The sequence below is a fragment of the Sphingomonas sp. CFBP9019 genome (assembly GCF_034045155.1).
GTDB classification, from domain to species: domain Bacteria; phylum Pseudomonadota; class Alphaproteobacteria; order Sphingomonadales; family Sphingomonadaceae; genus Sphingomonas; species Sphingomonas aerolata.
In genome coordinates, this window is record NZ_JAXCWK010000003.1 from 234,160 (window position 1) to 253,796 (window position 19,637).

At 67.3% G+C, this 19,637-nt stretch carries 22 protein-coding genes and 1 other RNA gene; 9 read left to right on the forward strand and 14 right to left on the reverse strand.

Annotation, left to right across the window (positions count from 1 at the left end):
* Window positions 1–39: 39 nt before the first annotated feature.
* The 4 genes from SOM18_RS09050 to SOM18_RS09065 form a co-directional block, all read right to left on the reverse strand.
* Window positions 40–471: a chemotaxis protein CheW gene (locus tag SOM18_RS09050; protein ID WP_031396353.1), complete on the reverse strand. Its 432-nt coding sequence runs from the start codon at window positions 469–471 to the stop codon at window positions 40–42.
* Entirely contained in the window at window positions 471–2,825 is a 2,355-nt protein-coding gene (locus tag SOM18_RS09055) for a chemotaxis protein CheA (RefSeq protein ID WP_081874148.1), read from the reverse strand. The genes SOM18_RS09050 and SOM18_RS09055 overlap by 1 nt, the downstream gene beginning before the upstream one ends.
* A gap of 100 nt (window positions 2,826–2,925) precedes the next feature.
* Window positions 2,926–3,570 (reverse strand): histidine phosphotransferase family protein, encoded by a 645-nt coding sequence (locus SOM18_RS09060; protein ID WP_031396355.1) that lies wholly within the window; start codon window positions 3,568–3,570, stop codon window positions 2,926–2,928.
* A 104-nt stretch (window positions 3,571–3,674) separates the two neighbouring features.
* On the reverse strand, window positions 3,675–4,067 hold the full coding sequence (locus tag SOM18_RS09065) for a Mov34/MPN/PAD-1 family protein (RefSeq protein ID WP_107932437.1): 393 nt from the start codon (window positions 4,065–4,067) through the stop codon (window positions 3,675–3,677).
* 17 nt (window positions 4,068–4,084) lie between these two features.
* On the opposite strand from SOM18_RS09065, the gene SOM18_RS09070 reads away from it, so the two are divergent.
* The 4 genes from SOM18_RS09070 to mtgA are packed head-to-tail and all read left to right on the forward strand — an operon-like array spanning window position 4,085 to window position 7,941.
* Window positions 4,085–5,032 (forward strand): RluA family pseudouridine synthase, encoded by a 948-nt coding sequence (locus SOM18_RS09070; RefSeq protein ID WP_031439679.1) that lies wholly within the window; start codon window positions 4,085–4,087, stop codon window positions 5,030–5,032.
* A 52-nt stretch (window positions 5,033–5,084) separates the two neighbouring features.
* The gene (gene rpoH, locus SOM18_RS09075; RefSeq protein ID WP_031396358.1) at window positions 5,085–5,987 is read left to right on the forward strand and encodes an RNA polymerase sigma factor RpoH; all 903 of its coding nucleotides are present in this window, start codon (window positions 5,085–5,087) and stop codon (window positions 5,985–5,987) included.
* Between the two features lie 4 nt (window positions 5,988–5,991).
* Window positions 5,992–7,260 (forward strand): flavin monoamine oxidase family protein, encoded by a 1,269-nt coding sequence (locus SOM18_RS09080; RefSeq protein ID WP_031439680.1) that lies wholly within the window; start codon window positions 5,992–5,994, stop codon window positions 7,258–7,260.
* A gap of 9 nt (window positions 7,261–7,269) precedes the next feature.
* Complete coding sequence (gene mtgA / locus SOM18_RS09085; RefSeq protein ID WP_031439681.1) at window positions 7,270–7,941, forward strand: monofunctional biosynthetic peptidoglycan transglycosylase; 672 nt, start codon at window positions 7,270–7,272, stop codon at window positions 7,939–7,941.
* 27 nt (window positions 7,942–7,968) lie between these two features.
* On the opposite strand, the gene SOM18_RS09090 is transcribed toward mtgA, so the two are convergent.
* The 8 genes from SOM18_RS09090 to SOM18_RS09125 all read right to left on the reverse strand — a co-directional run bounded on the left by SOM18_RS09090 (window position 7,969) and on the right by SOM18_RS09125 (window position 13,696).
* Entirely contained in the window at window positions 7,969–8,292 is a 324-nt protein-coding gene (locus SOM18_RS09090) for a YbaB/EbfC family nucleoid-associated protein (protein WP_320481569.1), read from the reverse strand.
* Window positions 8,289–9,992 (reverse strand): DNA polymerase III subunit gamma/tau, encoded by a 1,704-nt coding sequence (locus SOM18_RS09095; protein WP_192007210.1) that lies wholly within the window; start codon window positions 9,990–9,992, stop codon window positions 8,289–8,291. The genes SOM18_RS09090 and SOM18_RS09095 overlap by 4 nt, the downstream gene beginning before the upstream one ends.
* 381 nt (window positions 9,993–10,373) lie before the next feature.
* Window positions 10,374–10,467, reverse strand: an RNA gene (ffs, locus tag SOM18_RS09100) — signal recognition particle sRNA small type.
* A 70-nt stretch (window positions 10,468–10,537) separates the two neighbouring features.
* On the reverse strand, window positions 10,538–10,774 hold the full coding sequence (locus SOM18_RS09105; RefSeq protein ID WP_031441523.1) for a hypothetical protein: 237 nt from the start codon (window positions 10,772–10,774) through the stop codon (window positions 10,538–10,540).
* Window positions 10,775–10,857: 83 nt separating this feature from the next.
* Window positions 10,858–11,208 carry a hypothetical protein gene (locus tag SOM18_RS09110; RefSeq protein WP_052380984.1) on the reverse strand — a complete coding sequence of 117 codons (351 nt, stop codon included), beginning with the start codon at window positions 11,206–11,208 and terminating at the stop codon, window positions 10,858–10,860.
* 139 nt (window positions 11,209–11,347) lie between these two features.
* Window positions 11,348–11,653 (reverse strand): 2Fe-2S iron-sulfur cluster-binding protein, encoded by a 306-nt coding sequence (locus SOM18_RS09115; RefSeq protein ID WP_031441521.1) that lies wholly within the window; start codon window positions 11,651–11,653, stop codon window positions 11,348–11,350.
* Between the two features lie 13 nt (window positions 11,654–11,666).
* Complete coding sequence (locus tag SOM18_RS09120) at window positions 11,667–12,734, reverse strand: cysteine desulfurase family protein (protein WP_192007211.1); 1,068 nt, start codon at window positions 12,732–12,734, stop codon at window positions 11,667–11,669.
* Window positions 12,731–13,696, reverse strand: coding sequence for a cysteine desulfurase family protein (locus tag SOM18_RS09125; RefSeq protein ID WP_414712108.1), 966 nt, complete (start codon window positions 13,694–13,696; stop codon window positions 12,731–12,733). Before SOM18_RS09125 ends, SOM18_RS09120 begins: the two co-directional genes overlap by 4 nt.
* Before the next feature lie 144 nt (window positions 13,697–13,840).
* On the opposite strand from SOM18_RS09125, the gene SOM18_RS09130 reads away from it, so the two are divergent.
* Window positions 13,841–14,497 carry an alpha/beta hydrolase gene (locus tag SOM18_RS09130; RefSeq protein ID WP_031395613.1) on the forward strand — a complete coding sequence of 219 codons (657 nt, stop codon included), beginning with the start codon at window positions 13,841–13,843 and terminating at the stop codon, window positions 14,495–14,497.
* 143 nt (window positions 14,498–14,640) lie between these two features.
* Here the strand turns inward: SOM18_RS09130 and SOM18_RS09135 are convergent, their stop codons facing one another.
* Complete coding sequence (locus SOM18_RS09135; protein WP_320481570.1) at window positions 14,641–14,820, reverse strand: hypothetical protein; 180 nt, start codon at window positions 14,818–14,820, stop codon at window positions 14,641–14,643.
* A gap of 110 nt (window positions 14,821–14,930) precedes the next feature.
* Here SOM18_RS09135 and SOM18_RS09140 point away from each other — a divergent pair, with 110 nt between their 5' ends.
* On the forward strand, window positions 14,931–15,530 hold the full coding sequence (locus SOM18_RS09140; protein WP_197975088.1) for a hypothetical protein: 600 nt from the start codon (window positions 14,931–14,933) through the stop codon (window positions 15,528–15,530).
* 2 nt (window positions 15,531–15,532) lie between these two features.
* On the opposite strand, the gene SOM18_RS09145 is transcribed toward SOM18_RS09140, so the two are convergent.
* A complete protein-coding gene (locus tag SOM18_RS09145) occupies window positions 15,533–16,495 on the reverse strand; it encodes a threonine/serine dehydratase (RefSeq protein WP_320481571.1) in 963 nt (320 codons plus the stop codon).
* A 137-nt stretch (window positions 16,496–16,632) separates the two neighbouring features.
* Here SOM18_RS09145 and SOM18_RS09150 point away from each other — a divergent pair, with 137 nt between their 5' ends.
* The 3 genes from SOM18_RS09150 (at window position 16,633) to SOM18_RS09160 (ending at window position 19,605) form a co-directional block, all read left to right on the forward strand.
* On the forward strand, window positions 16,633–17,868 hold the full coding sequence (locus tag SOM18_RS09150) for a type III PLP-dependent enzyme (RefSeq protein ID WP_031440749.1): 1,236 nt from the start codon (window positions 16,633–16,635) through the stop codon (window positions 17,866–17,868).
* Between the two features lie 133 nt (window positions 17,869–18,001).
* Window positions 18,002–19,063 carry a 1,9-bis(guanidino)-5-aza-nonane synthase gene (locus SOM18_RS09155; protein ID WP_320481572.1) on the forward strand — a complete coding sequence of 354 codons (1,062 nt, stop codon included), beginning with the start codon at window positions 18,002–18,004 and terminating at the stop codon, window positions 19,061–19,063.
* 116 nt (window positions 19,064–19,179) lie between these two features.
* Window positions 19,180–19,605 (forward strand): MAPEG family protein, encoded by a 426-nt coding sequence (locus SOM18_RS09160; protein WP_031440748.1) that lies wholly within the window; start codon window positions 19,180–19,182, stop codon window positions 19,603–19,605.
* Window positions 19,606–19,637 lie beyond the last annotated feature (32 nt).

Genomic DNA, 19,637 nt, shown 5'->3' on the forward strand with positions numbered 1-19,637 from the left:
CGTAAGCACCGGGTTAAGCGCGCGCGAGTAGGCCGCCGTTTAGGCGACGAGCGCGGGCAAGGACGACGGCACCACCGCGGCCAGGTCGAGCACCAGCATCGGCTCGCCATCGCGATCGACCAGCCCCGACGCCGCTGCCGCCCAGCCGTGGTTGAGCGCCAGCCCCGACGACAGCGGCAGCCGCTCGAACGGCGCGACATCCTCGAGCGAGTCGACCAGGATCGCATAGTCATGCCCGTCGACCTGCGTGATGACTGCCCGCCTGGCGGTTTCGGGCGTCGGCGCGAGCCCCAGTGCAGTGCCGGTATCAATCACCGTCACAACCCGACTGCGAAGCGCGGTCAGCCCACGGATCGCCGCCTCCGCCTGCGGCACAGCGACGACATCACCGATATCGACGACCGAGCCGACCTGTTCTGCCGGAATCGCGACGCCGCGTCCGGCAATATGCGCGATCAGAAACAATTCCATCAGCGCGCTCCCCCACTCGTCACGGCGCGAATATACGGTGCTGAATCCCCTTGTAGCGCGCCGGCCTGCGCCGCGACCCGCCGCGCGAGTTCCTCGATCAGCGCCGGACGATCATAGCGATAGATGCTGTGGTCCTGCGCACCTGTACCCTCCCGATTACGGCGCAGCGTGACGATCGGAGCGGCGACCGCCTCGACCGGTCCATCCTCCATCGCTAGCGCGACCGCAGGCGTCTCGCCCGCGGCGAGGCGTGTCACACACCGATAGCCCGACGCCTCGAGCGCGGGTTTGAGGAACGTCTCCATCCACCCGCTGCTGTCGCTCTGCAACAGGCAGACCGGGCGCGAGGCGCGCCGGACCGGCTCGCCCGCGAACAACGCGTGCGGATCGATCAGCTCGACCTGCTCACCGCCGATGATCACGACGCCCGCGATCGGCCCGCCGCCATGAGCCGGGGCCATTTCGGGCGGCAATTCGACGATCTCGATCGCCTCCGCGATCGCATAGGCCATCTCGCTATCGCCATCGGTCAGACGGAGTACCGCGACTTCTTCGCGGTCGCCAATCGTGCCGACCGAATGCAACGGCACGATCGCCCCGCCGATCGCGAGACGCAACGCGCCCGCCGTAAAGCTGATCGCCGACGTCGCCACCGGTTCGACCCGGTCGATCACCGCCAGCGCGATCACGCGGCGCTTTCCGTCCAGATCGTCGAACAGCAGCGCCTGTACGCCGGCCACGCTGTCCGCCGCCGCCTCGTCGTGCGCGACCGCGAGGGCGGAAAACCGCAGCCCCGCGACATGCGCGATCCCCGCTCCGTCGAGCAGCAGCATCGGCAGGCCGCTGTCGGGCAGCGTCTGGCCGGCATAGACGCCGGTCGCCATCACGTGCGGCGAGGCGGGTTTGACGACCAGTTCCTCCGCGTCGAGCACATCGTCGACGCCGAGCGCATAGTCGCCTTCGCGGGTCGACACGATCACGAGCGTGCCCGGGTCATGGTCGCCCAGCCCGAACAGCGCGGCCAGCGAGACCAGCGGCATCCGCCGTCCCCTGACCGCGACGGCCGATGCATCTCCGATCGTGTCGATCCGCACCTGCGTTCCACGGACCCTGACGATCTCCTCGATCGACTGCCGCGCCAGCGCGAAACGCTGCGTCCCCACACTGACGATGATCGTCGACAGGATCGACAGCGTCAGCGGCACGTGAATGACGATCCGCAGACCCCGGCCGGGCATGTTGCACAGTGCGATGCGTCCGCCGATATGCTCGATATTGGCGCGCACGACATCCATGCCGACGCCGCGTCCCGAGACTGTCGTGACCGTGTCGCGGCTCGACAGTCCCGCTTCAAATACGAGATCGAGCTTTGCGTCCTCATCCATCGCGCCGATCTGCGCTTCCGTACGCACGGCCTTGTCCTTGGCCTTGCTGACGATCCGCGCGACGTCGATGCCACGTCCGTCGTCGCTGATCTCGATGAGGATCTGGTTGCCCGACTGGCGTGCGGACACGACAAGTCGCCCCGTCGCGGGCTTGCCCGCGGCCAGACGGTCGGCCGGCGACTCGATCCCGTGATCGACGGCGTTGCGGATGATATGTGCCAGCGGATCGCGAATCAGCTCGATCAGCTCACGGTCGAGCTCGACGTCAGAACCCTCGATCACCAGGTTAACCGCCTTGCCCAGTTCCGCGCTGGTATCGCGGACCATGCGCGGCAGCGCCGAAAACAGCGCATCGATCTTCTGCATCCGGGTCCGCGTCACCGTGTCTCGCATGTCGGCGACGGTCAGCGAGAGCCGTTCGAGCGCAGCATCAACATGCGGATCGCTGACGTTATCTCGCAATCGCCGCGCCAGTTCGTTGCGCGCGAGCACCATGTCGGACATGCCGCTCATCATCCGGTCGAGCAGATCGACGTTCAGACGGACACTGCGGCTGCTGGCCCGCACGGTTGCGACATGCACGGGCACGGCCGCCGGCGTGGCGTCCTCCGCCAGCGCCGTGATCAGCAGTTCCTCGCTTGCATCATCCAGCGCCGCGCCGGCATCGATCGCCTCGACGATCTCGCCGATCCGGTCGACGATCGCGAGCACGGCATTCACCAGCGCGGTGTCGGGCACGCGCTTGTTGTCCCGAACCGCCGCAAGCACGTCTTCAGCGGCATGGCTCAGCCGGGCCAGCCGGGGGATGTCGAGAAACCCGCAGCTGCCCTTCACCGTGTGAACGAAGCGGAAGATTGCGTCGAGCCGCGCGCGATCCGTCGGCGCCGCCTCCCAGGCGACAATCTCGCCCGACAGCGCCTCCAGCGTCTCGCGCGTCTCGGCTATGAATTCCTGTAGAAGATCGTCCATGCGGGCCCCGGAACGCGTGCGTCGGGCCCGTCATGACGAACAGGGGTTAAGGCCGCGTTAGGATCGCTCCTCCCCCACCGCACCACCGTATCCAGCCAAGTTATCGCGCGTTGAACACCGCACCGAAGATCATGACGCCGTCGGACGGTTCAAAGATCTGCATGCTGCCCCCGCTCTCGGCGACGAGCGTGTGCACCATATAAGCGGCGGCCGCGCGCGGCGTTACCGCAGTATCGCCAGGACCGTCGACCAGCGTCCGACGAATTTCGGGGTCCAGGACGAGCCGCGGCCCCTCGACCTTCACGACCACCTCGAGATGGCCGGCATTGTCCTCGCCGCCAATCTCCATCCGGCCGCCACGCACCAGCGATTCGCTGCCGATCAGCACCAAATTGAGCAGGACCTTGATCGCCGCCTTGGGCATCGTTTCCTCGTCCACGAGCCAGGCGAGCTCGATCCGCTTGTTCTCGGCGATCAGCCCTTCAATCGCGGACTTGGCCTCGCGGGTTGCGACCTCCTCGCCAAATCCTCCCGCAGCACCGAAGGCCAAGCGAAAGAATTTCAGCTTGCTCGCCGATGCGCGTGCGCTGTCCGCCAGCAGCTCCATGCACCGCGCACGCATTGCCGGATCGGCTTCGTCTGCCAGCAGTTCGAGCCCGTTGTTGAGCGCGCCGACCGGCGACAGCAGGTCGTGACACAAACGCGAACACAACAGGCTGGCAAAATCGACCGGGCTGACAGTCATGAATATCCTCTCGAAAACATGTGCCGTTCTGACCTCGCCACGATTGGCTGGCAAGCGGCAAGGCGCATCGTTGGCGCTTCGCGCTCTATGCTCGGCGGATCACATCAAATCAGCACAATGGCAACCTCGGCAAATGCACCGGGGGCGTGAGACCGCCAAGCGCGGGCTTGCCTGCCGCCGATGATCAGCCAGATCGCTCCGTCGCCCATCGCCTGCGCGGCGTCGCGCGGCGACGGCACGGGGTTGCCCGTGGGATGCGAGTGGTAATGACCGATGACCGCTGGGCCGCCGTGGCGCGCGCGACGATGCGCGGCCAGCAGCGCTGCAGGATCGATTTCGAAGCTGCGGGCGGGATGTTCCGCGACGTTCGCGCAAGGCTCTGCCGTTGCGATCGCATCCGGCGCGCCGAACAGCAGTCCGCAAATCTCCCCGTCCTGCGATGCCGCCGCCAGAGCGATAATCCTATCGAGGACGCTGCTTGAAATCGTAACGCTCATCGCCACATCGCTACCGCATGGACCGGGGGGTTGCCACGATTGAAGCGAGAATCGCCGCGGCGGCCGATGGATGGCGTCTCGACCGCGCGCTCGCGGATGCCGTTCCGACGATGTCACGCGAACGGTTGAAGACGTTGATCGCCGCCGGTGCGGTATCGCAGGCGGGTCAAGCCTGGCGCGATTCTTCGAAAAAGGCGTCCGCCGGTCAGACCTTCGCGATCGCCGTGCCGCCACCGACGCCGCTGCATAACGAGGCGCAGGACATCCCGCTCGTCATCGCCTATGAAGACGAGCATCTGATCGTCGTCGACAAACAGGCGGGTCTGGTCGTGCATCCTGCAGCAGGCAATTTCGACGGCACGCTCGTCAACGCGCTGCTTCACCATTGCGCAGGGAATTTGTCGGGGATCGGTGGGGTCGCGCGTCCGGGCATCGTCCACCGGATCGACAAGGATACCTCCGGGTTGATGATCGCCGCGAAGAGCGACCGCGCGCACGAGGGACTGGCCAAGCAGTTCCACGATCACAGCATCGACCGCCGCTACCGCGCGATCGTCGGCGGGATCCCGCGCCCTTCCTCAGGAACCGTCGATGCCCCGCTGGCGCGCAGTCCGCAAAACCGGAAGAAGATCGCGATCGTCCAAGGCGGCAAACGCGCCGTCACGCATTTCACGACACTGCAACCGCTTCGCGATGCCGCGCTGGTCGAGTGTCGGCTCGAAACGGGTCGCACGCATCAGGTGCGCGTCCACATGGCCTCAATCGGGCACGCCTTGCTCGGCGACCCGGTCTACGGTAGAAACCGGCCCGGTCAGAAGACGCTGCTCGAAACGCTTGGTTTCCGCCGTCAGGCCTTGCACGCCGCGTATCTCGGGTTCATCCATCCTATAAATAGTAACGCTTTGGCGTTCGAAAGCAGGATGCCTGCGGACATGCAGGAACTGTTCAGCGAGCTTCACGTATAGATATCGGACCCTGCCGCCGTGCGGTATGGTTTCGCAGAAAGGGAAGACTACCATGGCAGCCCGCTCCAACGTTCCAGCGACGATACCTGCGCTCGGCAGCGAGGCGGGTCTCAATCGCTATCTCGCCGAGATCAAGAAATTTCCCATCCTGCAACCCGAGCAGGAATATATGCTCGCCAAGCGGTTCCAGGAGCATGGCGACACCGATGCTGCGGCGCAGCTCGTGACGTCGCATCTCCGTCTCGTGGCGAAGATCGCCATGGGTTATCGTGGCTACGGCCTGCCCACCTCCGAGTTGATCTCTGAGGGCAATATCGGCCTGATGCAGGGCGTGAAGAAATTCGAGCCGGAGCGCGGCTTCCGCCTCGCGACTTATGCGATGTGGTGGATCCGCGCGTCGATTCAGGAATATATCCTGCGCAGCTGGTCGCTCGTGAAGATGGGGACCACCGCAGCGCAAAAAAAGCTGTTCTTCAATCTGCGCCGGATGAAGAGCCGCCTCGATGCATTCGAGGACGGTGATCTGCGCCCTGAGCACGTGACGAAGATCGCCACCGATCTCGGTGTCGCCGAGACCGACGTCGTCAGCATGAACCGCCGCATGGCGATGGGTGGTGACACCTCGCTCAACGTCCCGATGCGCGAGGACGGCGAAGGTCAGTGGCAGGATTGGCTGCAGGACGACGCACCGCTCCAGGACAAGATCGTTGCCGACGCACAGGAGGCCGACGTCCGCCACTCGATGCTGGTTTCCGCGATGGACGACCTCAACGATCGTGAACAGCATATCCTGACCGAACGCCGCTTGACGGACGATCCTAAGACACTCGAGGAATTGTCTCAGGTCTATGGCGTCTCGCGCGAGCGAGTCCGCCAGATCGAAGTTCGCGCGTTCGAGAAGCTGCAAAAGGCTATGATGCGCATTGCCGGCGAAAAGCGCCTGCTCGCCGCTTGACGCCGTGCGCACCGTCGTCATCGGCGGCGGTGCGGCCGGTATTGCGGCGGCGCGGACGCTGCATGACGCCGCGCATGATGTGTTGCTGGTCGAGGCGAGCGACCGCCTTGGTGGTCGGGCGCATAGTCTTTCAATAGACGCGTTATTGAGCCGCGAGAGCAGTGAGGCAGACGCGAATCCTGTCCCTGCGGGGTCTAATGTCGATGCCGGTTGCGGGTGGCTCCACTCTGCGCAGCGCAACCCATGGACCGCGATTGCGGAGCTTTCGGGTTTCAGCGTCGACCGGTCGGACGCGAACTGGCGCACGCAATGGCGTAACCTCAGTTTTTCGCCCGAAGAGCAGGCGTCTTCGTCTACCGCCTATCAGGAATGGAACGCCCGCGCATTGGCGGCAGTCGACGGTCCCGACCGCGCCCTGTCCGAGCTTGTCGGTGTGAACGATCCGTGGCGGCCGAGGATCGACGCGATCTCAGGCTATGCGAATGGCGCCAGCCTGTCGCAGGTGTCGCTCCATGACTGGGCTGCGTATGAAAATGCGGCTTCGGACGATAATTGGACCGTCAAGCAAGGCTATGGCACGCTTGTCGCCAGTCACGCTGTCGGTCTGCCGATCCGTCTCACTACGCCGGTCACCCGTATCAACCATGGCGGTCGGCGGATCAGGCTCGACACGCCGTCCGGGACGATCGCTGCGGATCATGTCATCGTCTGCGTGCCCACCACCGTGCTGGCCAAGTCACAGATCAGGTTCGACCCGCCCTTGCCTGACAAGCATGCCGCCGCCACCGACCTCCCGCTCGGTTTAGCCGACAAGGTGTTCCTGCATGTCGATCGACCGGAATGGCCGGCGAATGCGCATCTCGTCGGCAACCCCTATGCTGCGTGCACCGCCAGCCACCGCCTGTCGCCGTTCGGCTGGCCGATCGTCGAAAGCTTCTTCGGCGGCGACTGCGCGGAGATGCTGGAGGATGGCGATGCCGCGGCGTTCGCGATCGACGAACTCGTTGCCCTGCTCGGCAGCGACTGGCGCCGTCGCTTCACGCCGCTTGCCGCGACGCGCTGGCGCCGAGAGCCGTGGATCGGTGGTAGCTACAGCCATGCGCGGATCGGGTGCGCTGGCCAGCGTGCGGTGCTTGCCGCGCCGGTCGACGGCCGGATCTTCTTCGCCGGCGAGGCCTGTCACCGTGAGGATTTCTCTACGGCGCACGGCGCATATGAAACCGGCGTCGCGGCGGCGCGGGCGATCATTGGCGGGGGCGCGGTGATCGCATAAGGAGCGGCGATGGGCCTTATCCGCATCCTCGCCAAATTCGCGTTCGTCTTCGTCGTCGTGACGGTCGCCTGGGTCGGCCTGTACCGGGTCGTTCCGCCGCCCTTCACCTTCACGATGATGGGCGACCTACTGTCGGGGCATACGGTGACGAAGGACTGGATGCCGTTGTCGGAGATGGATCCCGACATGGCGCGCGCCGCGATTGCGGGCGAGGATTCGGGGTTCTGTTCGCACAGCGGCTTCGACTTCAAGGCGATTGCCGGGGCGGCGGCGCGCAATGCGCAGGGTGGGCGGATCCGTGGCGGGTCGACGATCAGCCAGCAGACCGCGAAAAACGCGTTCCTGTTCCAGGGCGGCGGCTATGTCCGTAAGGCGTTCGAGGCGTATTTCACCGTCCTGATCGAGACGCTGTGGCCGAAGCGGCGGATCATGGAGGTGTATCTCAACATCGCCGAGACCGGGATCGGCACCTATGGCGCCAATGCCGGGGCGATCCGGTATTTCAACCATGATGCGTCGCGGCTGTCGGCGACCGAGGCGGGACGGATCGCGGCGGTGCTGCCGCTGCCGAAGAAGCGGGCGGCGATCGCGCCGCGCGGTTTCGTCCGCCGCCACGGCAACACGCTGTCGCGCCGCGTCTCGACGGTCCGCACCCAGGGGCTCGACGGCTGCCTCCGCTAGGGACCGGCAGCCGCCGCACCCGGCAGATCAGAACGGCAGCTTGAAGCCCGGCGGGAGCTGCAGGCCGCTGGTCATCTTGGACATTTCGGTGCCCGACACCGCATCGGCCTTGGCGCGGGCATCGTTGAACGCGGCGGTCAGCAGATCCTCGAGCATCTGCTTCTCGCCGACCTGGATCAGCGAATCGTCGATCGCGATGCCGATGATCCGGCCCTTGGCGGACGCCTTGACCTTGACCAGCCCGCCGCCCGACGCGCCCTCGACCTCGATCGTGTCAAGATTGGCCTGCGCCTTTTCGAGTTCGGTCTGGACGTTCTGCGCCATGGCAAGGATTTCGTCGATATTCTTCATGCGTTGCTCCTTTGACCCGGCCACGATTCAAGCTTGGCGTCGGGAAACGCTGCCACCGCGGCCTTCATGATGGGGGATTCGAGTATGGCCTGCTTCACCGCCTCGTCGGCGGCGTCCTGCGCCTCGCGCAGCGTCGGTTCGCCCGGCGCGTCGACGATCGACACCTTCCAGGCAGTCCGCGTGACCGACTTCAGCAGCGTGCCGAGCTCGGCCAGCGTGTCGGCCGAGACCGGCCGGCTGCCGGAGAGCGCGAATTCGGGCGGCGCATAGGAGACGATCCGCGCGCCGTGACGCAGCCGCGCGGCGATCGCCAGCCCGCCCGAATCGTCGAGCAGATCGACCAGAGCCGCGAAGGTCGGCGGCAGGATCGGTCCGGTGTCGACGGGTGCCGGCGGAGCGGACGCCCCCGCCCCGGCCCAGGGCGGCGCTTCGCCGGAGGATGCGGGAGCCGGCGCCGGTGCCTGCGTCGACGCGGCGGCGGGCGCAGCGGGTGCCGGAGCGCCGGCGAGCTGCCGCGCGAGTTCGCCGGGATCGGGCAGCGTCGATGCGTATATCGTCCGCAGCAGCGCCATCTCCGCCGCCTCGATCGGCAGGACTGCCTTGGCGACCTCGTCATGGCCCTTGAGGAACAGCTGCCAGAGGCGATGCAGCGCGGGGTAGGACAGATTGGCGGCCCACTCCTCGCGCGCGGTGCGCTCTTCCGCGGGCTGCGCGGCGTCGGCCGGCGTCCCGACCTTGGTCAGCGTGATGCCGTGAACGGTTTCGAGCAGTGACCGGAGCACCGACAGCGGATCGACGCCATAGTCATATTGCCGCCGCAGCGAGGCGAGCGCCCCCGCCCCGTCGCCCGCCAGGATCAGTCCGAGCAGGTCGCGCACCGCGCCGCGATCGGACAGGCCGAGCATCTGCCGCACCGCGTCCGCGGTGACGCCGCCACCTTCGAGCCCGGCATGCGCGATCGCCTGGTCGAGGATCGACAGGCCGTCGCGCGCGGACCCTTCCGCGGCGCGTGCGATCAGCATCAGCGCCTCGGGCTCGGCGACGACGCCCTCTTCGGTCGACACCCAGGCGAAGTGCCTGGCGAGCTGTTCCGCCGAGATGCGGCGCAGGTCGAAGCGCTGGCAGCGCGACAGGACCGTCACCGGCACCTTGTTCACTTCGGTCGTCGCGAACAGGAACTTCACATGCGCGGGCGGTTCCTCCAGCGTTTTCAGAAGCGCGTTGAACGCGTTCTTCGACAGCATGTGGACTTCGTCGATGATGTAGATCTTGAAGCGCGCGGTGACCGCCGAATAGCGCGACGCGTCGATGATCTCGCGGACGTCGTCGACGCCGGTATGGCTCGCGGCGTCCATCTCGATCACGTCGATATGGCGGCCCTCGGCGATCGCGCGGCAGGGTTCGCAGACGCCGCACGGGTCGATCGTCGGACCACCCTGCCCGTCCGGACCGATGCAATTGAGCGCCTTGGCGATCAGGCGCGCGGTCGACGTCTTGCCGACCCCGCGCACGCCGGTCATCAGAAAGGCATGCGCCAGCCGGTCGCGCTTGATCGCGTTGCCGAGCGTCTGGACCATCGCGTCCTGCCCGATAAGCTCGGAAAAGGTCTGCGGGCGGTATTTGCGCGCGAGCACGCGGTACGCGACATCCGCCTTAGCAGCCGGCTGCGGCGGTTCGCCCAGGTCGAAGGAATCTGACATTGCGGTCGTCATAGCGGCTGTCGGGTCCGGTGTCGAAGGGCATGGCCGGGACCGCGAATGTTGCGAATGTTGAGACGATAGCGCGATTCAACATTGGGCGTCGGGTCGACATCGGGCGTCGTCGCGGTGCAGCGCGAGGTCGGGATGCGGCCGTTCGGGACGGCGTATCGAGGGCCGGAACTGGGAACGATCTGGGCCATGGTGCGGCGTACCACAAACGCGGGCAGATTTACAGCGAAATGGAACGTTTCGGGAACGTCTTTGCGAAAGCTGTTTGGGATCAGGGGTTTGGCGGCGAAGGTAGGGGCGCCACGGCGACGCCGTGTCGTCAGACGGCGCTGTGCGCCGCTGGCCGCGCTCACATTTGCTTGCAAATGTTCGCGGTGGGAGCCGGGACGACCCGGGGCGAAATCGTTGTGGCTGCTTCCTTCCGGATCTGACCAAGTTGGCGACGACCCCGTCCGCCCGACTCCCGCTGCGCATATGGCGGGGTCGGACGGGATGATCAAGCCGCTTTACGGCCTGATCCTGGGGAAGGCCCGTTTTTAGCGGTTGACGCGAACCGTGCGGCAGACGCGCTGGCGATGATGGTTGCGGACCACGTTGCGGCAGACCTGACGCGTGCGCGTACGATGACGGACGCCGGGACGGTTGTCGTTGTGACGGACGACGGTCCGCTCATGGACGACGGTGCGCTGTGCGGATGCCTCGGCGGCGAAGCCGACGGGCGCGAGGCCGGTGAGCGCAACGAGACCGGCGGCGGCGAGGGTAAACAACTTCATGGAAAGTCTCCTGAGCGGTCTGGATTCGCGTGAATCCCATAACCTATGTTAGCAAACTCGCGCCGCCTCATTACGGTTCCGTATCAACGACGGAAACAGCGGCGAACCGGGCCGTAATAGCCGCGCTGGATCCGGCACACGACGCGCGAGCGGCCATAGCCACGCGGCCCGCCATAGCCGTAATGCGCGCGATAGCCGCCGTGGTGCCCGCGATAGCCGCCGCGATATCCATCCCGGTACCCGCCCCGGTAGCCGCCCCGGTAACCGCCATCCCGATAGCCGTCATAGCGATGGCGCGGGCCATGCCAGCCGCGGTCATGATGCCCGCCGCCGCGCGGCCCGTCCCAGCCGTAACGCTGTGCGTCCGCGGGGGCCGCTGCGACCAGGGTACCGGCGGCCAGGGCGCCAGCGGCGAAGAAAGCGATGATCCTCATGAGAGCTACTCCACTCGAGCCCCGGGCAGCGGGGCTGTATCAATGCCCCGTATACTGGGGCGGTGGGGGCTTGATCGCCGAACCGCCGTGGCTCGACGCTGAACCGGCCGTTGTCATTCTGTAAGGTTCGCTTGGTCGGTCAGCCGGGGATGCGCACCGTCAGTCCGTCGAGCGCCTCGGTCAGGCGGATCTGGCAGGCGAGCCGGCTGGTCCGGGTCGCGCCGGGGGCGAGATCGAGCATGTCCTCCTCGTCCGCGCTCGCCGGCGGCAACCGGGCGACATCGGCGGCGTCGACGATGACATGGCAGGTCGCGCAGGCAAGCTGGCCCTCGCACGTGCCCTCGAGCGGCTGGCCGTCCGCCTGGGCGGCGTCGAGCAGCCGGTCGCCGGGGGTGGCGGCGACGCTGCGCATGCTGCCGTCGCGGGCGATGAAGTGGACAATCATGGGAAGCGGACGATCATGGCCATTGCCCTTCCGCCGCGGCCGCGATCGCGTCGATCGCGGCGGCGAGGTCTGTTTCGGTGGTGTAGCGGCCGAAGCCGAGGCGGATGCTCGACCGGGCCTGGGTCTCGCTCAGCCCGATCGCGCGGAGCACATGGCTCGACCGCCCCGACCCGCTCGCACAGGCCGAGCCTGCGGAAAAGGCGATGTCGCGCAGGTCGGACATCAGCCGGTTCACGTCGAGCCCCTCGCGCCGCACGTTGAGATTGCCGTGATAGCGCGGGTCGGTGGCGCCGTTGATCGTCCAGCCGGGGCCGAGCCGGTCGCGGGCGAGCGCCCAGAGGCGCTCGACATGCGCGGCGTCCTGGTCCCTGCGGTCGGCCATCAGTTGCGCGGCGACGCCGAAGCCGGCGCACAGGGCGGGCGACAGCGTGCCCGAACGGCCGGGCGCTTCCTGCCCGCCGCCGTGCATGAGCGGAGCGAGCGTGACGCCGTCGCGGATCCACAGCGCGCCGATGCCCTTGGGACCGTGGATCTTGTGCGCGGAGATTGCGATCAGGTCGACGGTGTCGGGGATTGCTACGCGGCCATAGCCCTGGACCGCGTCGACCAGCATCAGCGCGCCGGCGGCGTGCGCGGCCTCGGCAAGCGCGGCGATCGGCTGGATCACGCCGATCTCGTTGTTGACGAGCATCGCGGCGACGACGCCTGCGCCGGATGGGACGCTGTCGACGATCCCGTCTGCGCCGACCGGCAGGATCGTCACGTCGCGCCCCTGCGCTGCTTCCGCCGCCGCGGTGTCGAGGACGGCGGCGTGTTCGGTGGCGAGCGTCGTGATCGGCCCGGCGGTGCCCTTGATCGCCCAGTTCAGCGCCTCGGTCGCGCCGCTGGTGAAGGCGATGCGGCCACCGGGGGGGAGCAGCGCCGCGACCTGATCGCGCGCCAGCTCGACCGCGGCCTTCGCGCGGCGGCCTTCGCGGTGGGGCGAATGCGGGTTGGCATGCTGCGATTCGAGCCAGGGGAGCATCGCGGCGAGCGCCTCGGGCGCGAGCGGGGTGGTCGCCTGGTAATCGAGATAGCTCATGCGGCCGCCCTGATGTCGCGGGCGATGCGCGTCCAGGCCTCGGCGAAGCGCGCGACGTCGTCGGCGGTGGTGGTCCAGCCGAAGCTGACGCGGACGACCTGCGCGGCGGCGTCGGCGGGATAGCCCATCGCGGCGAGGACATGGCTCGGCCGCATGCTGCCCGACGAACAGGCGCTGCCCGCCGAGACCGCGAACCCGGCCATGTCGAGGCGGATCAGCTGCGCCGCCGCGCCGACGCCGGGCATCCGGTAGGAGGCGATGGTCGGGATGCGGGGGCTGGCCTGCGCGACGATCTCGCCGCCATGTGCGAGGATCGCGGCGTCAAGTTCGGCGCGCAGCTCGGCGAGCGGCGCGAACCAGTCGCGCGGGGCTTCGAGTGCGGCGGCGAAGCCGAGCGCGCCGGGGAGATTCTCGGTCCCGCCGCGATAGCCGCGCTCCTGCCCGCCGGTCGGATCGAGCAGGCCGAGGTCGCGGACGAGCAGCGCGCCGATCCCGGGCGGGCCGCCGAGCTTGTGCGCGGAGACGATGATGAGGTCCGCGTCGGGGAGCGGGAGCTTGCCGGCGGTCTGCGCGCAATCGGCGATGCGGGGGGTGGCGGTCGCGGGCTGGAGGACGCCGGTTTCGCTGTTGGCGGACTGGAGCGCGGTCCAGTCCCGCCCCTCGGTCCTGACGATGCCGCCCGCATCGACGTCGAGCATGACCGGGCGGTCCGCCGCGCGCAGGACCGCGTCATGCTCGACCGCGGCCACGCCGATGCCCGGCCGGCCGCGCAGCGCGAGGCTTGCGGATTCGCTCGCGCCGCTGGTCAGGATCACGTGGTGCGGCCAGTCGAGCGCCTGCGCGATCCGGCGCCGCGCATCCTCCAGCGCCGCCCGTGCCGCGCGCCCCTCGGCATGCGGCGAGGACGGGTTCGCCCAGCGCGCCATGCCCTCCATCACCGCCGCGACGGCCTCCGGACGCATCGGCGTCGTGGCGGCGTGATCGAGGTAGATGCGGGGTTCGTTACGGGACAGGGTCGGTTCCAATTGCGAAAAGGGGTGCATTACCTATATAGCGCGCATCGTCCGGCACTCCACCCGAGTGCGTATCCCAGCTCGCGAGTGCCCATGCCAGAAGTCATTTTTCCCGGTCCCGAAGGCCGTCTCGAAGGTCGTTTTGCGCCGGGTCCGCGTCCGCGCGCGCCCGTTGCGATGATCCTCCACCCGCACCCGTCGGCGGGCGGCACGATGAACAACGCGATCGTGCAGCAGCTCTACAAGACCTTCCAGCGGCGCGGCTTTGCGACGCTGCGGTTCAACTTCCGCGGTGTCGGCAAGAGCCAGGGCGTGTTCGACAACGGCGTCGGCGAGCTCTCCGATGCGGCGAGCGCGCTCGACTGGGTGCAGAGCTTCCATCCCGAGGCGCAGACGACCTGGATCGCGGGCGTCAGCTTCGGTGCGTGGATCGGCATGCAGCTGCTGATGCGTCGCCCCGAGATCCGCGGCTTCATCTCGATCGCGCCGCCTGCCAATCTGTACGACTTCACGTTCCTGGCACCCTGCCCGTCGAGCGGCATCATCATCCAGGGCGAGGGCGACGAGGTCGCGACGCCGGGTGCGACGCAGAAGCTGGTCGACAAGCTGCGCACGCAGAAGCACATCACCATCCATCACGACACGATCCCGAAGGCGAACCACTTTTTCGAGCACGAGATGCCCGAGCTGATGGGGTCGGTGGACAAGTATCTCGACATGCGGCTGGATCCGAATTCGCCGATCCGGTGAGCCTAAGCCCTTCTCCCCTCGGGGGAGAAGGTGGCGCGTTAGCGCCGGATGAGGGCACGCTGCGAGCGTTGCGCTTCACAACGTGCCCTCACCCTCCCACCGCTGCGCGGCGGGCCCCTCCCTCTCCCCCGGGGGGAGAGGGGTTAGAGGGTCCAGATTGCTACGTTGGCGAGCAGTACCCCGGCCATTACGAGCATGAGTATGCCCTTGCGGCGGTCGTGGTTCTTCACGATCAGCGTGATGCCGCCGATCAGGCAGGCGAACATGCCGAGCATGGCGATGGCGGGCGCGGCGGCGGCGATGGCGGTCAGGGCGGCGGTCATGCGCCAGCGTTACGCCGAGCCGCGCCGATAGGGAAACCGGACGTGCCGCATTGACTTGATCGTCCGCGAAAATAGCATGGCCCCCGTCCCTTCCGGACCTGGGAGCCGCCATGCCGATCCTGATCGCCCTGCTCGTCGCGCAGGCCGCACCCACGCCCCCTGCCCCCGCGAATTGCCGCTATGACGAGGCGGCGATGCTCGCGCTCGACGAACGCGCGTTCGACCAGACACCGACCAGCGGCTGGCGACCACTCGCCGCGGCGGGATGCGATCTGGTCGCGGCGGATGCGATCGCGGCGTGGCGCGCGAGCCATGCGGGCGATCCGCGTACGGCGGGCCTGCTCAACTGGCACGAGGGACAGTTGCGCGCCAATGCCGGCCAGACCGCGCCCGCGATCGCGCTGTTCGAGGCCGCGCGCAAACCGCTGCCTGAGGATATGGGGTTCGGCTGGAACCTGTATGTCGACGGCAGCATCGCCTTTCTGCGCCGAGATCTGGCGGGCCTCGATACCGCCCGCGCCAAGCTCGCCGCACTCCCCCGGCCGGCGGGCTATGCCCCGGTCGGCGTCGACGGCAAGCCGCGCGCCTATGCCTGGCCGATGAACCTCAATATCCTCGACGGCTTCGTCGCCTGCTGGAACCGCGGCTACAAACAGGCCTATGCCTGCGCGAAGCCCGCGGTCCGCACGCTGCCGCCCGCGACCGGCTGAGATCAGCCCGCCAGCACCGCCGCATAGGCGGCGCGGTCGACATTGCCGCCCGACAGGATGACGAGCAGCCCGGGTTCGGGATGCACCTTGCCCGCCAGCAACGCCGCGAGCGCGACCGCGCCGCCGGGTTCGATCACCAGCCGCAACCGCTCCGCCGCCCAGCGCTGCGCCGCCGCGGTCTCCGCCTCGCTGACCGCGACGCCGGTCGCATCGCGGCGCGACAGGACGTCGAAGGTCAGCGGCGACACGCGCTGCGTCTGGAGCGAATCGCACGCGGTCGGCGGCGGGTTCGGCCCGACCGGCTCGATCCACGACGCTTCGAGGGACCGCCGCATGTCGTCCCACCCCTCGGGTTCGACCACCGTGATCGCCGCGTCCTTGACCGCGAGCGCGACCCCCGCCGCAAGCCCGCCGCCGCCGCACGGGACGATGATGCGGGAGGGCGACCCGAGGCCCAGCGCCGCCATCTGCGCATGCGCCTCGATCCCCGCGCTGCCCTGCCCCTCGATGATCCACGGGTCGTCGAAGCTGGGCACCAAAGTCGCGCCGCGCGCCTTGGCGAGGCGTGCGGCGATCGCCTCGCGGCTCTCGGTCGCGCGGTCATAGGCGACGACCTCCGCACCGAGCGCCAGCGTCGCGTCGCGCTTCGTGCGCGGGGCGTCCGACGGCATGACGATCGTCGCGGCGATACCGAGTCGCCGCGCCGCCCACGCCACGCCCTGCGCATGATTGCCCGACGAGAAGGCGACGACGCCGCGCGCGCGGATCTGATCGGGAATCGCGGTCAGCCGGTGCCAGGCGCCGCGAATCTTGAACGCGCCGACCGGCTGCAAGGATTCCGCCTTGAACGCGACCGCTATCCCCCGGATTTCGGCCACGAACAGCGGCGTCGGCGGCAGGATGCGCGCGATCTTCTCTGCCGCGTCACGGACCCCGGCCCGTGTCGGCTGTCGCAAAATCGTCACACGTCGTCTCCTGTGGTGCAGATGCTATTTACATGGGGGGCGAGCGCCCCTAAATCGCGCTTCCGCTGCCCCATGGGACTTCCAACCGCAAGGCAGTGTTTTCGTAATTTGTCTCAGGACATTGGAGGTCCCTTGAATTGGTCAAGCATCATATCGCGCTGGGGTTAGCGAAAGCCCATTCGACCGCCGACACTCCCCTCATCGGGGGCGGCATCGACATCGCTAAGGGGCGCCCGGTCAATCCGGTCACGCTCGTTCGTCCGCACGCTGCTGCGCGCGCCGCTCGGTTCTTCGTCGAGAAGTTCCCGGGCCGCTCGATGTATGCGGTAAAGGCGAATCCATCTCCCGAACTCCTGCAGATCCTGTGGGACAATGGCATCACGCATTACGACGTGGCGTCGATCGCCGAAGTGCGCCTGGTCGCGCGGACGCTGCCAGAGGCGACCCTGTGCTTCATGCACCCGGTCAAGGCCGAGGAAGCGATCGCCGAGGCGTATTTCACGCACGGCGTCCGCACCTTCAGCCTCGACAGCCTGGAAGAGCTGGACAAGGTCGTGCGCGCCACCCGCGAAGCCACCGACCTGACGCTGTGCGTCCGGCTGCGCGTGTCGTCCGAGCATTCGAAGCTGAGCCTTGCGTCGAAGTTCGGTGCCGCACCGCATGAAGCCAAGGAGCTGCTGTTCGCGGCCCGCCAGGCAGCGGATGCGCTCGGCATCTGCTTCCATGTCGGCAGCCAGGCGATGACGCCGGAAGCCTATTCGAACGCGATGGAGCGTGTCCGCGCGGCGATCGTCGAGGCAGCGGTCACGGTCGACGTGATCGACGTCGGCGGCGGCTTTCCGTCCTCCTATCCGGGGATGGAGCCTCCGCCGCTCGAGCGCTTCTTCGAGACGATCCACCGTGCGTTCGAATCGCTGCCCGTCAGCTATTCGTCCGAGCTGTGGTGCGAGCCCGGCCGGGCGCTGTGCGCGGAATATTCGTCGATCATCGTGCGCGTCGAAAAGCGCCGCGGGACCGAGCTGTACATCAATGACGGCGCGTATGGCGCGCTGTTCGATGCGGCGCATATCGGCTGGCGCTTCCCGGTCGAGCTGCTCCGCGAGCCGGACAGCCGTGCCAAGGACATGGAGTTCAGCTTCTATGGTCCGACGTGCGACGACATGGATCACATGGCCGGGCCGTTCCTGCTGCCCGCCGACATCCAGGCCGGCGACTATATCGAGATCGGCATGCTCGGCGCGTACGGCTCGGCGATGCGGACCGCGTTCAACGGGTTCGGATCGGACGAGACGGTGATCGTCACCGACGAGCCGATGGTCTCGCTGTACGACGAACGGTACCAGGACCTCGCGTCCAACGTCGTCACGCTGTAACCACTAGCTATTATTTCTACCGTCATTCCCGCGCAGGCGGGAATCCATAAACGCGATCGGCGCGGCTCCACCTAGCTCCCGAGTTTATGGATCCCCGCCTGCGCGGGGATGACGACGTTTGAGGATGATGACCATGACCGAAGACACCCGCATCGACGCGCAGCGCAAGGCTGAGCTCCTGTCCACCACCGTCGAACATATCGACATCACGAGCTTCGACGCGCGGCCGATCGTCGACGCGATGAAGAAGATGTCGTTCACCAGCCGCGACCTCGGCCGTGCGACCGACATTTACAACCAGATGCTCGCCGACAAGGACTGCACGATCTTCCTCGTGATCGCGGGCTCGACCTCGGCCGGCGGTTGCATGGACCTCTATGCCGAGCTGCTGCGCAACAACATGATCGACGGCATCGTCGCGACCGGCGCGACGATCGTCGACATGGATTTCTTCGAGGGCCTCGGCCACAAGCATTACCAGGCGCTCGAAGTGCCGCACGACGACGTGCTGCGCTCGCTGATGATCGACCGGATCTACGACACCTATATCGACGAGGAAGAGCTCCAGCACGTCGACCACACGATCTTCGAGATCGCCGAGACGCTGGAACCCCGCCCCTATTCGAGCCGCGAGTTCATCCGCGAGATGGGCAAGTACCTCGTCCAGCACGGCAAGAAGGAGAACAGCCTCGTCAAGCTCGCCTATGAGCATGACGTGCCGATCTTCTGCCCGGCGTTCGTCGACAGCTCGGCCGGCTTCGGTCTGGTCAAGCATCAGGTCGATGCCGCGAAGGCGGGCAAGCCGTACATGGTCCTCGACGCGATCGCCGATTTCCGCGAGCTCACCGAGATCAAGATCAAGGCGGGCACCACCGGCCTGCTGATGATCGGCGGCGGCGTGCCGAAGAACTTCATCCAGGACACCGTCGTCTGCGCCGAGATCCTCGGTCACGACGACGTCCAGGTCCACAAGTACGCGGTGCAGATCACGGTCGCCGACGTGCGCGACGGCGCCTGCTCGTCGTCGACGCTGCAGGAGGCGGCGTCGTGGGGCAAGGTCAACACCGGCATCGAGCAGATGGTGTTCGCCGAAGCGGGTTCGGTCATGCCGCTGCTCGCGTCGGACGCCTATCATCGTGGCCTGTGGAAGGACCGTCCGGTCCGCAAGTGGGGCGCGAGCTTCGACAAGGCCTGAGGCGGGCGCGCTGATCCTCCCCTGCAAGGGGGAGGATTCTGCGATTGCTCCCGGTGCGCGATTGATGCAGCCTCCTCCGGGGAACCGGGGGAGGCTTTTTCATGCATGACGACCTGATCCACAGCGAGATCCTGCGGCCGATGGTCGCGCTGATCGCCTGGACGCTGGTGATGCTGCTCTGGATGCTGGCGACGCGGCTGCCCGCGATGAAGGCGGCGGGGGTCGACCTCAGCCAGCTGGTCGGCACGCGCGCCGCCGATGCGGACCGCTCGCTGCCCGCCAGTGCGCAGTGGAAGGCGCACAACTACAACCATCTGATGGAACAGCCGACACTGTTCTACGCGGTGTGTGCGGTGCTCGCGCTCAGCCATACCGGCGACGGGGTCAACGCGTGGATCGCCTGGGCCTATGTCGGCTTGCGGATCGCACACAGCATCGCGCAGGCGACGACGAACCGGGTGCAGACGCGGTTCATCCTGTTCCTGCTGTCGAGCCTCGCGCTGATCGCGCTCACGCTGCACGCGGCGATGGCGGTATTCTGACGGGACCATTGCCGGCGATGCGTGTCGATCGC

Excerpts from the sequence above, each read along its gene's own strand:
- SOM18_RS09050 (WP_031396353.1), bottom strand. The coding sequence starts at position 471 with ATGGAATTGTTTCTGATCGCGCATATTGCCGGACGCGGCGTCGCGATT.
- SOM18_RS09055 (WP_081874148.1), bottom strand. The coding sequence starts at position 2,825 with ATGGACGATCTTCTACAGGAATTCATAGCCGAGACGCGCGAGACGCTG.
- SOM18_RS09060 (WP_031396355.1), bottom strand. The coding sequence starts at position 3,570 with ATGACTGTCAGCCCGGTCGATTTTGCCAGCCTGTTGTGTTCGCGTTTG.
- SOM18_RS09065 (WP_107932437.1), bottom strand. The coding sequence starts at position 4,067 with ATGAGCGTTACGATTTCAAGCAGCGTCCTCGATAGGATTATCGCTCTG.
- SOM18_RS09070 (WP_031439679.1), top strand. The coding sequence starts at position 4,085 with ATGGACCGGGGGGTTGCCACGATTGAAGCGAGAATCGCCGCGGCGGCC.
- rpoH (WP_031396358.1), top strand. The coding sequence starts at position 5,085 with ATGGCAGCCCGCTCCAACGTTCCAGCGACGATACCTGCGCTCGGCAGC.
- mtgA (WP_031439681.1), top strand. The coding sequence starts at position 7,270 with ATGGGCCTTATCCGCATCCTCGCCAAATTCGCGTTCGTCTTCGTCGTC.
- SOM18_RS09090 (WP_320481569.1), bottom strand. The coding sequence starts at position 8,292 with ATGAAGAATATCGACGAAATCCTTGCCATGGCGCAGAACGTCCAGACC.
- SOM18_RS09095 (WP_192007210.1), bottom strand. The coding sequence starts at position 9,992 with ATGTCAGATTCCTTCGACCTGGGCGAACCGCCGCAGCCGGCTGCTAAG.
- SOM18_RS09105 (WP_031441523.1), bottom strand. The coding sequence starts at position 10,774 with ATGAAGTTGTTTACCCTCGCCGCCGCCGGTCTCGTTGCGCTCACCGGC.
- SOM18_RS09110 (WP_052380984.1), bottom strand. The coding sequence starts at position 11,208 with ATGAGGATCATCGCTTTCTTCGCCGCTGGCGCCCTGGCCGCCGGTACC.
- SOM18_RS09115 (WP_031441521.1), bottom strand. The coding sequence starts at position 11,653 with ATGATTGTCCACTTCATCGCCCGCGACGGCAGCATGCGCAGCGTCGCC.
- SOM18_RS09120 (WP_192007211.1), bottom strand. The coding sequence starts at position 12,734 with ATGAGCTATCTCGATTACCAGGCGACCACCCCGCTCGCGCCCGAGGCG.
- SOM18_RS09125 (WP_414712108.1), bottom strand. The coding sequence starts at position 13,696 with ATGCGTCCGGAGGCCGTCGCGGCGGTGATGGAGGGCATGGCGCGCTGG.
- SOM18_RS09130 (WP_031395613.1), top strand. The coding sequence starts at position 13,841 with ATGCCAGAAGTCATTTTTCCCGGTCCCGAAGGCCGTCTCGAAGGTCGT.
- SOM18_RS09135 (WP_320481570.1), bottom strand. The coding sequence starts at position 14,820 with ATGACCGCCGCCCTGACCGCCATCGCCGCCGCCGCGCCCGCCATCGCC.
- SOM18_RS09140 (WP_197975088.1), top strand. The coding sequence starts at position 14,931 with ATGCCGATCCTGATCGCCCTGCTCGTCGCGCAGGCCGCACCCACGCCC.
- SOM18_RS09155 (WP_320481572.1), top strand. The coding sequence starts at position 18,002 with ATGACCGAAGACACCCGCATCGACGCGCAGCGCAAGGCTGAGCTCCTG.